Annotated in this window: 10 protein-coding genes; 2 read left to right on the top strand and 8 right to left on the bottom strand. The window is 68.0% G+C overall.

Going from position 1 to position 11,674, the window contains the following annotated elements; genetic code table 11:
* Window positions 1-19: 19 nt before the first annotated feature.
* Window positions 20-1,684 (bottom strand): fatty acyl-AMP ligase, encoded by a 1,665-nt coding sequence (locus tag ON27_RS39350; protein WP_043739289.1) that lies wholly within the window; start codon window positions 1,682-1,684, stop codon window positions 20-22.
* 272 nt (window positions 1,685-1,956) lie between these two features.
* Between ON27_RS39350 and ON27_RS39345 the strand changes: the two genes are divergently transcribed.
* Both ON27_RS39345 and ON27_RS39340 read left to right on the top strand, forming a co-directional pair.
* A complete protein-coding gene (locus ON27_RS39345; protein ID WP_043739286.1) occupies window positions 1,957-2,445 on the top strand; it encodes a MarR family winged helix-turn-helix transcriptional regulator in 489 nt (162 codons plus the stop codon).
* Window positions 2,438-4,036 carry an MDR family MFS transporter gene (locus ON27_RS39340; RefSeq protein ID WP_051047595.1) on the top strand — a complete coding sequence of 533 codons (1,599 nt, stop codon included), beginning with the start codon at window positions 2,438-2,440 and terminating at the stop codon, window positions 4,034-4,036. The genes ON27_RS39345 and ON27_RS39340 overlap by 8 nt, the downstream gene beginning before the upstream one ends.
* 99 nt (window positions 4,037-4,135) lie before the next feature.
* Here ON27_RS39340 and ON27_RS39335 read toward each other — a convergent pair whose 3' ends face one another.
* The 7 genes from ON27_RS39335 to ON27_RS39305 all read right to left on the bottom strand — a co-directional run bounded on the left by ON27_RS39335 (window position 4,136) and on the right by ON27_RS39305 (window position 11,557).
* Window positions 4,136-4,486 carry a hypothetical protein gene (locus ON27_RS39335; RefSeq protein ID WP_043739283.1) on the bottom strand — a complete coding sequence of 117 codons (351 nt, stop codon included), beginning with the start codon at window positions 4,484-4,486 and terminating at the stop codon, window positions 4,136-4,138.
* Between the two features lie 92 nt (window positions 4,487-4,578).
* Window positions 4,579-4,986 (bottom strand): hypothetical protein, encoded by a 408-nt coding sequence (locus tag ON27_RS39330; RefSeq protein WP_043739281.1) that lies wholly within the window; start codon window positions 4,984-4,986, stop codon window positions 4,579-4,581.
* A gap of 3 nt (window positions 4,987-4,989) precedes the next feature.
* Entirely contained in the window at window positions 4,990-6,666 is a 1,677-nt protein-coding gene (locus ON27_RS39325) for a S8 family peptidase (RefSeq protein ID WP_051047606.1), read from the bottom strand.
* A gap of 275 nt (window positions 6,667-6,941) precedes the next feature.
* Complete coding sequence (locus tag ON27_RS39320) at window positions 6,942-7,880, bottom strand: GlxA family transcriptional regulator (protein ID WP_043739278.1); 939 nt, start codon at window positions 7,878-7,880, stop codon at window positions 6,942-6,944.
* Window positions 7,881-7,889: 9 nt separating this feature from the next.
* Window positions 7,890-9,686, bottom strand: coding sequence for an NAD(P)/FAD-dependent oxidoreductase (locus ON27_RS39315; protein ID WP_083888203.1), 1,797 nt, complete (start codon window positions 9,684-9,686; stop codon window positions 7,890-7,892).
* A 27-nt stretch (window positions 9,687-9,713) separates the two neighbouring features.
* On the bottom strand, window positions 9,714-10,517 hold the full coding sequence (locus ON27_RS39310; RefSeq protein WP_043739277.1) for a TauD/TfdA dioxygenase family protein: 804 nt from the start codon (window positions 10,515-10,517) through the stop codon (window positions 9,714-9,716).
* 8 nt (window positions 10,518-10,525) lie between these two features.
* Complete coding sequence (locus ON27_RS39305; RefSeq protein WP_051047593.1) at window positions 10,526-11,557, bottom strand: L-tyrosine/L-tryptophan isonitrile synthase family protein; 1,032 nt, start codon at window positions 11,555-11,557, stop codon at window positions 10,526-10,528.
* Window positions 11,558-11,674 lie beyond the last annotated feature (117 nt).

Genomic DNA, 11,674 nt, shown 5'->3' with positions numbered 1-11,674 from the left:
CTCCTGGGCAGGTATGCGGTCAGACGGTCAGAGATCGGCTCAGCGCCGGTTCGAGATCCTCGTGCAGGACACCCTCGACGCGATGGGCCAGCAACGACTCCCGCATCGCGGCCCGCTGGACCTTCCCGCTGGTGGTGCGCTGTACGGATCGGGGCTCCACGAGCACGACGTTCGGCGCCCCGATGTCGAACCCGCGGGCCACGGCGATCTTGATCGCCGAGGTCAGCTCGGCGAGGGTGGTGTCGCCCTGCCGGGCTGTCTTGACGCCCTGCAGCACGACGAGACGTTCCCGGCCGCCCGCGTCGACGGAGACGGCGACACCGGCGGCCCCGAGCGCCGGATGCAGGCCGCGCACCAGTTCCTCGATGTCCTGCGGATAGAGGTTGCGGCCGTGGACGATCAGGAGGTCCTTGCGGCGCCCGGTGACGTACAGCTCGGCCTCGTGCAGTAGACCGAGGTCACCGGTTCGCAGGAATGGTCCCTGCGCGCCGAGGTAGGCGCCGAACGTCTCGCGCGACTCGTCGGGGCGGTTCCAGTAACCCGCGGCGACGCTCGCGCCGCCGATCCAGATCTCTCCCACCTCGCCCGGCGCCGCTTCCGCCCCGGTATCCGGGTCGACGATGCGGACATCCAGGCCGAGGGCCGCCTGTCCGCACCCGACGAGCGGGGATCTACCGCCCACATCGAGATAGACCGGCGCCGCTTCGCGGGGTCCGACGCTTGCCAGCAGCGTCGTCTCGGCCAAGCCGTAGGCGGGAAGGATCGACGCCGGACGCAGGCCCGCGGGCGCGAAACGCTCCACCACGGCCGCGATGGTCCGTTCGCGCACCGGCTCGGCGCCGCTCAGAGCGATCCGGAGCGAGGACAGATCGAGTTCGGCCAGCTGTTCGTCGGTCACGCGGCGGGCGATCAAGTCGTAGGCGAAATTCGGCGCGGCGGTATAGGTGGCGCCGTACTCGCTGATGGCCCGCAGCCAGCGTACCGGATGCTTCAGAAAGGTCGTCGGGGCCATGAACACCAAGCTCGCCCCGACGTACAGCGACCCGAGCAGCATGCCGATCAGGCCCATGTCGTGGAAGTGCGGAATCCAGCTGACACCGACGGCGGCGTCGTCCAACCCGATCGAGACGATGGCGGCTTCGTTGTGCATGAGGTTGCCGTGCGTGACGACGACGCCTTTGGGGTCGCCGGTCGACCCCGACGTGTACTGGAGGAAGGCGACCGTCGAGGAACCGATGCGGGGCATCCGCCACTGGTCCGGATCACCCAGCGGACGGTCGGTGGCGGCGACCGCCACGCTGGTCGCGTGCGCGACGAGCGGCTGGACGTCGCTGGTCGTGAGCACCAACCGAGCGCCGGAATCGGTGACGATCCCCGCCACCCGGCGGGCGCCGCGCTCGTCGTGCGGCAGGGGCGCGGGCACGGCGATCACCCCCGCGTACAGGCAGCCGAGGAACGTTCGCAGGAAAGCCAGTCCGTCGTGGTAGAGCAGCACGACCGGCCGCGTAGATTCCGGACGCCCGGCCAGCCAGGCGGCGACGGCCCTGGCGTCGCGGTCGAGATCGAGGTAGGTGGCGACCTCTTCGGTCAGCTCACGCCCGGTCTCGTGCAGGTAGGTGAACGACCTGGTCGCCCCGTATTCGAAAATTTGCTGCCTGGCGTGGTGAACGAAGCTGGGCTGCATCTCGTAGTTCCTCGGTAGGGCTCGGCATCGGTGTCGGCTACTACTCTCCGACGCCTGTATCCGCAGGGCCAGGGACCTCAGGGAGCATCCAGCAAACCCCGGGGGTGGGCCGTTCCCACCCTGGGGGTGGGTGGCCGCCCGTCCGCCGCCATCCGATAGCTGCGCATCGTGCACGCCGCCATCAGCGCATCGATCGAGCCGTCTAGTTGCTTAGCGCAAGCAATTACTTTATAGTTGCGTAGCGCAAGCAACTTATTTCGCCTGGAGTGGACATGACAGTCTCACCCGATACCGCTCAAAGCCTGATCAAAGAGCTCTATCTGATGGGCCGGGCGATCCGCACCGTGCTCGCCCACCCGGAGGAAGGGCAACTGCTCCCGGGTGGCATCGGCGTGCTCGGCACGCTCGAATCCAAGGGGCCGTGCAGGCAGGTGGACCTGGCCGTGGACCTGTGCATCAGTCCGAGCGCCTTGAGCAGGCACGTCACCGAACTCGTCGCCGCGGGCCACATCAGCAGGCACGCCGATCCCGCCGACGGCCGGGCCACCCTCCTCCGGGTGACCCACGAAGGCCGCGATCTGCTGCACCGCGTACGGGGGTCGCGAGCGCGGGGCCTGCAGAACGTCCTCGCCGACTGGAGCCAAGCCGACGCCGACCAGGCCTGCGCCGCCGTGCAGAAACTCCGCAACGCACTGACCACGCACGCGCAGAGCGCCGCGCACCAGCCGGTTCCGAAAGAGAGTCAGGAAGCAGATGTCTAGTTCAGTCGAGCCGGTGACGCGACGCGACCCGTCCGCGATGACCCACCGCGAAGTGCTGGAAGCGATGACCGGGCTGCTCGCGGCGTTGTTCACGGCGCTGTTGAGCACCACGATCGTCGCCACCGCGCTGCCCACCATCATCGGCGATCTCCAGGGCTCGCAGACCGCCTACGCCTGGGTCATCACCTCGGCGCTGCTGGCCAACGCGGCCTCCACGCCGATCTGGGGCAAGGCGGCCGACCTGTTCAACAAGAAGACGCTGGTCCAGTCGGCCATCGTCGTCTTCGTCGTCGGCTCCGTCATCGCCGGGTTCACGAGCAACGTCCCCCTGCTGCTGGTCGCCCGCGTCATCCAGGGCATCGGCATGGGCGGGCTGACCGCGCTCGTCGTCGCGATCATCGGCTCCATCGTCGCGCCGCGCGAACGCGGGCGCTACTCCGGCTACATGGGCGCCGTGATGGCTGTGTCGATGTCCGGCGGTCCGGTCCTGGGCGGTGTCATCGTCGACAGCGCGCTGGGCTGGCGCTGGTGCTTCTTCGTGTGCGTGCCGCTGGCGGTGATCGCGCTGGCGCTGCTGCAGCGGACGCTGCGGCTGCCCACCGATCGCAAGGACGGCGTGTCGATCGACTGGCTCGGCGCGGCTCTGCTGACCGGCGGCGTGTCGGTGCTGCTCATCTGGGTGTCGTTCGCCGGGAAAGCCGGTTACTACGACTGGGTCTCGCGGGAATCGGCGATCTACGTCGCTTCCGGCGTACTGCTGCTGATCGCGACCGTGTGGGTGGAATCCCGCGCCGAGTCGCCGATCATCCCGCTGCCGATCGTCACCGAACGCACTACGGGCCTGGCGATCGTCGCCTCCGTCGCGGTCGGCGTCGGCATGTTCGGCGCCACCACCTTCCTGGGCCAGTACTTCCAGACCGCGCGCGGCTACTCGCCGACCGCGGCGGGCGTGCTGACCATTCCGCTCGTCGCGGGCATGCTGATCGCCTCGGTGGGCTCCGGGCAGCTGATCACCCGGCGCGGCAAGTGGAAGGGTTTCGTGGTCTCCGGAGCGGCGCTGCTGGTCGCCGGATTCGCGCTGCTCTCGACGATCGACCACGCGACGAGCCTGTGGCTGGTCGGCGTCTACATCACCGTCGTCGGCCTCGGCGTCGGCATGATGATGCAGAACCTCGTCCTGGCCGTGCAGAACACGGTGAGCGTGCACGACATCGGCGCCGCGTCGAGCAGTGTCGCCTTCTTCCGCACCTTCGGCGGCGCCATCGGGGTCTCGGTGCTGGGGTCGGTGCTGGCCACCCGGGTCGGCGAGCTGTCCGCGGCGGGATTCGCCAGAATCGGCATCCGCACCGAGTCCGCCGGCGGCAGCAATCTCGACCTGGACGCCCTGCCCGGGCCCATCGCGACCATCGTGCGCGCCTCCTACGGTGACGCGACCGGGCGGATCTTCCTCATCGCCGCGGTAGCGACAGCCGTGGCCCTCGTCGCGGCGGCATTGCTGCCGAACCGGCCGCTGCGCCACACGATCGACATCGACCCCGCCGTCGACCCGATGCGGCAGGACGCTCACAAAGAACCGGCTCTCCTCGACTGAGCCACCGATCCACCCGCAGGGCTCCGAAGCCATCGGGGCTCTGCGGCATTTTCGGTGCGGGGCGTCTGCTGTGGGGTTGCGGCGCGCACCAGGACGCGATCAGTACGGTGGCCGCTCGGCGGAGCGCAACTCCAAAGTCGTCGCCGAGGTCAGGGCGACGGCCAGGCAGCGCAACTCGCCGGGAATCAACACCGATCGGATCGCGCCCTGGAAGCACTCCAGTACCGCGCCGTCGGACCACCGCACGTCGTAGCGGTACCAGCACCGGCCTGCGCCGCCGGCGCGCTGGACGTCGCGTTCGACCCGGACGGCCAGTTCGGTGAGCGCGGCGCGGACCTGACTCGGCGCGCCGGTGCTGGCGATCTTCCACCACGGCCGATTGAAGTATCCTGGCTCGGAGATCTCGACCAGGTATAGCAACGGCATCCCCACGTCGTCGGAGGCGGTCATACCGCTCAGACTGCCCCAAAACGGACTGGACGGATGGTTGAAACGCCGGAAGTGCGCAAAGGCGATACCGACTTCCCGGCGCTGACCGAGTCTCACGATCGCAGGCGGTCCAGCAGCCAGCGCGGACCGGCCACCTCCGCCTCGAGCATCGCCACGCGGTCACGCAGTCCCCGGTCCGCCGTCACCACGGTGATCGAACGGCGGCCGTCCTCCGCGCGAGCCGCGGCCACCACGTCGACGATCGCGTCATCGCCCGACCCGTCCGCCCGCACCACGCGGACGCTGCCGACGTCCGGGTCCGCCGCGTCGACCGCGGCCCTCGCCGCTCCCTCGAGTACCACGACCACCTCGGCCGGTCCGGCCAGATGCTCCCGCAGCCCCGGCATCCGGGCGAGCAAGCGCCGAGCGGCGCCGGATCGATCACGCCACCACCCGTCGGGCCGCGAACCGACGACGTTCGCCGCGTCCACCACGATCAGCTGAACGCGGTCCGCTGTCACCTCTCACTCCCCTCCCACGGTGAGCACCGCGGCGGCCGAGGCGTCTTCCGCCGCGGGCCGTGCGGCCCGCACAGCGGCGAGCGCGTTCAGCCTGCCGTACCCGTATTTGTCGCTGCGCCCGTCCGCGCCGTAGCCGCCGCCCTGCGGGTCGATCTTGTCGCAGGCGCCTTTCAGCAGCTCCTTCACCGCATCCGAGCCGAGATCCGGACGCACCGACAGCATCAGCGCCACCACGCCGGCGGCGCCGGGGCACGCGCTGGAGGTGCCGCCGAAATCGTTGGTGTAGTCGCCCGCCCCATCCCCCGACGCCGCAGTGCCGGGGTTGTATCCGGCCGCTCCACGCCGGTCCACGGTCCAGATCCCGGGCGTCAGCGCGTCGGGATGACCGAAGGGGCGATGCCCGAAATCGCTGCTGGGGAACGCGCACCACACCGCCTTGCCGAAATCGCTGTAGACACTGCGCTTGCCGGTGTCGTTGCAGGCCGCGACCGCGATCACCTTCGCGAAACTGGCGTAGCCGTCGTTGTCGACGGATTCGTTGCCGTTGCCCGCCGCGAACAGCACCACGCAGCCCTTCCCGTCACGTCCGGTGGTGACGGCGTACTCGATCGCCAACCGGGTGCTCGCAGGCAGCGCCACCACGCGGTCGTGCGCCGGATCGTTCGGCTGGAACCACCTGCCGTCGGCAGGTCCCCAACTGCACGAGATCACGTCGGCGCCGTGATCGGCGGCCCATTGGAACGCGTCCGCCTCCGCCTGTGATCCGAGCCCGGAGACGAGCCGGATCGGCATCAGCGCTGCCTCAGGCGCCACTCCGGATGCTCCGGCGGCGCCGTTGGCGCAGGCCACGCCCGCGCAGGCGGTGCCGTGGTTGTCACCGTTGTCGGGGCCGGTGCCGAAGGTGTCCTTGGGGCGCGGATCGCTGGTCTTCGCCGTGACATCCCGAGGCGCGACGATCTTTCCCCCACCGGCGAACTCGGGATGATCGATGTCTACGCCGTCATCGATGACGGCGATCGTCACGCCGGCGCCGCGGGTGATCGCGTGGGCGGCCTCCACTGCCGCATGCGCGTCGACGGTGACACCGCCGATCGTGGTCTTCCGCAGATGCCATTGCTGGGGGAAGATCGCCTTTCGGGCACGGCGCCGGATCAACTCCGGATGGCAGTACTCGACGTCGGCGCGGCCCAGCAGCGACTCGGCGATGTCGAAGACCTGCTGACCGGTCCCCTCGGGCGCGGCCGTGAAATAGGCATTGGTCGCATACGAAACCGTCTGCTTCACAGTCAGGCCCGCCGCGTCCAGGACGGCGCGGCAATGCTCGGAATCGACGCTGTCGACGAACTTCACGAAGATGTTCTCCGTATAGAGCACCGGTTCGCCCGTGGCAGGGTCCACCAGGACGTGTCCGGCGAACCGCACCTCCGCGGCGGCCTCGAGCACCGGCTTGCGCTGCTCCACCGACCGTGAGCCGGGAGGCAGCCGATAGACCTCGACCCCTGCCTCCGGGTAGGTCTGCACCAGCGTCGCGTCCTCGAGTTCACCGCTGAGCGGCGTGCGCACCGAACCCGACTGCCGCCGGATCCCGCGACCACTGTGCGTGCGCACCACGATCAGATCGGGACTCTGCTCGAGCTCGAAGCCGGGATCTTCCTTCGTACCGAAATTCGCGGTGGGCATCATGATCTCCTTCGCGGTGGGGACCCGAGCACCAACTATGAGCCCAACAGATGCCATCACGAAAATCGCGAGTAGCGCGGTACTCGCACACAGCGCACGCGCACCCGCCCCGGATCGTCGCGCCTACCGCACCGGACGACGAAGGGGCCCGTTGTGAACGGGCCCCACGAGTGACCGGCCGACCGGGGATGCTCGCCGCGAATCCCGATCGGATCTCTGGCGAGACCCGGCGGCCGGATGCGAACGACCGGCGCGCGGACGGGCCGCGCGAACGGTCAGCGGAAGGCCCGCCGGTAGGCCTGGGGCGTCACGCCCACGGTCTTGCGAAAGACCTTCCGGAACGCGGCCACCGAAGCGAACCCCGTTCGATCGGTGATGCACTCCATCGTTAGGATGGTCGTCTCCAGCAACTCCTGCGCCTTTCGCACCCTGGCGGTCTGGAGCCACTCGTTCGGCGTCATCCGGACCTGCTCGTGGAAGCGCCGGATCAGCGTGCGTTTGCTGACTCCGGCTCGGTCCGCGAGGTCCAGCACGGTGATCTTCTCACCGAGCATCGTGTCCGCCCATTCCAGGATGGGATTGATCGACTTGCTGTCCGCCTCGGAGCGCGGGCGTTCCGCGATGAACTGTGCCTGCCCTCCGTCGCGGGTCAGCGGCATCACCGAGAGCCGGGCGGTGGCCGCCGCCACCGCGGCCCCGTAATCCCGCCGCACCATGTGCAGGCACAGATCCAGCCCGGCCGCCGCGCCGGCCGAAGTCAGGATGCACCCGCTGTCCACATACAGCACGGTGGGATCCACCCGCACCCGCGGATAGCTCCGCGACAACTCGGCGGCAGCCATCCAATGCGTCGTCGCCCGTCTTCCGTCGAGCAGCCCCACCGAAGCGAGAGTGAACGCGCCCAGGCAAATCGATGCCACTCTCGCCCCACGCTCGTGGGCACGAACCAATGCCCTTCGCAAGCGATCCGACGGCCGGGATCGATAACTCATCGATCCCGGCACGATGATCGTTCCGGCCTCCTCGAGATAGTCGATGTCGCGCAGACACGAGATCCCGAAGAACTTCGACGGAACATCGGAGCTCACGCCGCACACCTCGACTTCGTACGCCGGAGTTCCGTCCTCCTGCTCGGCCCGGCCGAAGATCTCGATGGGAACCGAGAGATCGAACGGGATCACGTCGTCGACGGCCAATACAGCTACTGAACTCATGTCGCCGACCTAGTCGACCTGCTGATCCGCTTCCGGCCCGACGACCACCAACCCGGCGCGAATCAAGCGCTTCAGTGCCCGCCCCTGCAGCACCGACAGCTGTGGCGCCAGCTCCGACCAGCGCGCGGGACCGCGGTTCAGCGCCTCCCACAGCGCTTCGCCCCCGTCCCGCTCCAGGCACCGCACCTCGATGCCGGGATCGGCCGCGGAATAGATCCGGTGGCAGGGCACCGGATCGGCCAGCGGCGACGGCGCGGCGTCGCTGTTGGCGATGGGGTCGCGCCAATACATCGCCAGCCCTTCGCGTGCCGCCTGCGGAATCTCGAACGGCGGCGACATGCCCTTGAAACCCGGGATGTCCGCGCCCAGACCCGCGCGGATCCGGGCATCCGGAGACAGCGCCACGACGTCGTCCGCGGCCAACTCGACCGCGTCGGCCGCGGTGAAGGCCCGGAGGTAGGGCCCTTCCGTGGCGAGGTCACGCGGGTCGCGCGTCCCCTTCGTCATGATGTTCAGCAGGTCGGGCACCAGTGCGGTGTTCAGCAGCGCCTGGAATGTCCCCTCGGTGGCGTTGTCGACCCCGACTCGCCGCCCCTGCGCGCTCCAGTACGGACTCTCCGGATGCGACCGCGAGATCTCGTGATACCACTGGTCGATGCTCAGGGCCCACGTCTCGGCCATCCCGCGCCACTCGACGTCGTAGTCACGCCAGAGGTCTTCCTTGGCCTGCTCGTCCAGCTCCTTGTCGAAGGTCTTGCGCAGAACCAGGGCGGCCGCCCACGCTTGCGTGACGGCGAACGACATCCCCGAGGAGAACAGCGGATCCACGAAGTACGACGCGTCCCCGACCGCCATCCAGCGATCGGAGTACGAACCGAAACATTCGCTGATGCGGGAGTAATTGGTGGCCGTCAGCATCTCGGCGCGAATCGGTTCGGCGTCCGCGACCAGGTCCCGCAGTACCGGAATCGATTTGATCGTCTTGAGGAAGATGTCCGGATCACGCAGGTCCACCCGGGCGATCGACTCCGGATTGGTCACGATGCCGATCGACCACACGTTCTCCCGGACGCCGTCGACCAGGCGAGGCGTCGGGATGTACCACACCCATCCGTGTTCGAAGGCCACGGCGTAGATCGGGGACAGGTCGTCGGCGCGGAACACGTTCCAGTCACCGTCCGCCCGCTGGGCGGGCACGCAGTTGCGGTAATGCGACCAGACGGCCACATTGCGGTACTCCGACAGCCATTGCTTGTCGCGCTGGGAACCGCGGGCCGCCACCTGATTCGCCCGGCCGGACGCGTCGACGAAATAGCCTGCCTTGATCTCGGTTCCGTCTTCCAGCACGATCGTGGCATCCGCTTCGCCGGGGTGGAACCCTACGATCCGGACGCCCTGGAAGACGTGCGCGCCGGAGGATTCGGCGTGCTCCAGCAGCACGGTGTCGAATTCGGCGCGATTCACATGCACCGACCAGCGGTACACGCCGTCGACCAGGTAGTCCGAATGCTCGAAGAAGCCCACGAACGGCCGATCGGTGTCCCACTGATAGATTCCGCCGAATTTCTGGATCCAGCACTCACTCGCGAGCACCTTTTCCAGGGCGCCGCTCGCTTGCAGGACGGGAACGAGCGGGTGCGCGCCGGATTCGCCGATGTGTTCGCGCGGGAACACCTCGCGGTCGAAGACCGCCACCCGCAGATCGGTCTCGCGGCAGAGCATGGCGGCGAGGGTCGACCCTGCGGGACCACCGCCCATGATGACGACGTCGTACTCGCTCGCTGGTCTTGCGTTCGATGTAGCCATTGACAGTCCTCTCTAATGGCTGATAACTCAGATGATCTGGATGCGCTGCAGATGCCTGGACACCGATTCGGTGAACGCGTTCCTGCCGTGCAGCAGCGCGTGGTTCTCGGCCACGACGATGTCGCCGGTTCGCCATTCGTGGGCGTAGCAGTAGCGCGGGTCGTGCAACCGCTCACGCAAGTCCTCCAGCACACGCACCCCGTCCTCGGCGGAAATACCGTCGACGGTCAGGAACAGTGGATTGGCGTAGCGTGCGGGATCCAACGGCTCGGCGTATCGGATCGTCGTCTCGCCAGTGGCCGGATGGGTTGCCAGCAGCGGCCATTCGGCGAGACCGCCGTAATGCGCGAGCTTGTCGGTCCGGTAGGTGATCGTGGTCCGCGCCCACAGCTGCTTCAGGTCTTCGGGCGCTTCCCGATAGACCTGGACGCTGTCGCAGAACACGGTCTCACCGCCGGCGCCCTCGCCCTGTACGCACTGGAAGAGGAAGAACCGCGGCACCTGCTCGGCGAACGCGCCGTCCCAGTGGAAGGGGACATCGCCTCTGTCGAACAGGTAGTTCTCTGCGGTATCCCGCACCACCAGGTCGAGAATCGAGCCGAAGTTCCACTGCAGGATCTCCCCGGCCGCACGGCAGTAGTTCTCCAGTTCCGCCTTGCCGAGCAGGCCGAAACCACGCAGTACCACCACCTTCGCGCCGAGCGTCAGCGCGAGCAGTTCCTCGATCGGCACCTCCGCGAGCGTCTGCCCCTCCGCCGGGGAGGTCACCACGCGGCCGAACGGGCGGAGTTGCTGTCCTGCCAGCAGTGCTTCGTTCAAACTTTTCGTCATGCGCTTCCTCACGCTCGATGGAATTCGGTCCCCGGCGTCCCGCCGAGCACGAAATGACTGGGGCGACTGTTGCGCCAGACCAGGCGAGCGCCCCGTTCCTCGGCCTGCATCCGCTTGACCAGCGTGTAGCTGGTTCCGTCGTCGAGCACCACGCCGTGCCACGGCGTCAGCCAGCTGTCCTGCGTCCGCAGGAGGTGGAACCCGATCTTCTCGGAGTGATTGGTCTGCGGATGGATCGACAGCCGCACCGCGTCGGGGAAGGTCTCCCCCATCAGGCGGCTCCACGCCTGACTGCGCTGCACCACTTCGTAAGCCGTCTCCTTCGATCGGTTCCGCCGCTGGGTGGCGGACAGCTCGGGCATCAGCACCGCGTTGTCCTCGACCATGAAGCGATGGATTCCGTTGAACATCCGCCGGGCGGCGGGGTCGGTCCGGACCGCCTCGCGCAGCACGTCGATGCCGTCGGAGAACTCGTCCAGCAGGCGCCGCCTGCGTTCGTCCCATCCCATGTCCGGCATGGCGTCACGCAACCCGTACAGGCCGATGGAACCGCCGCCGGTCGACCGGATCACGCGACGGAGCTCGTCGCCGTAGTGGTCGACGTGAATATCCGGAATGCCCAGCGTGTCACTGAAGACATGACCGTCGGAGCAGATCGTCACGATGGCGCCCGGCCGGTACACGGCGGAGATCTGGTCGCAGAACCCTTGCAGGGACTCGATCGCCAGCACCTCGGCCATGTCCGGCAGATGCCCCAGCGTCTTGCGGCGGTTGCGCGACTTCGCCGGGAAGGCGGGGATGATGAAGTGAACCGGCAAGCCGAGTTCGATGTAGCGGATCACCTTGGTCAGATGCGGTGCGAAACACTCCGCACAGGGGGCCACGTCGCACACCGCCCCCGGCTCGGCACTTCGCCGGCGCGCGAAGACCATGCCCAGTATCCGGGTGGCGACCGACCCGACGTCCTCGGGTCTGGCCTGGGCGTCCGCTCGGCCGAGCTCGCCGACGCGCTCGGACCCATTGTCGACAGTCGTACTCATTACTACCTTCCTGACACCCGACAAAATGAGCGCACACAACCGAACCGCACGGCGAATTTCCGCCATTCGCGGATCGAGCCGTCGGTGAGCTGTCTGCGGTCAGAAAACGTCAGAGTA

The sequence above is a fragment of the Nocardia asiatica NBRC 100129 genome (genome assembly GCF_000308415.1).
In the GTDB taxonomy this organism is placed as follows: domain Bacteria; phylum Actinomycetota; class Actinomycetes; order Mycobacteriales; family Mycobacteriaceae; genus Nocardia; species Nocardia asiatica.
This window is presented reverse-complemented; position numbering and strand designations above follow the sequence as displayed.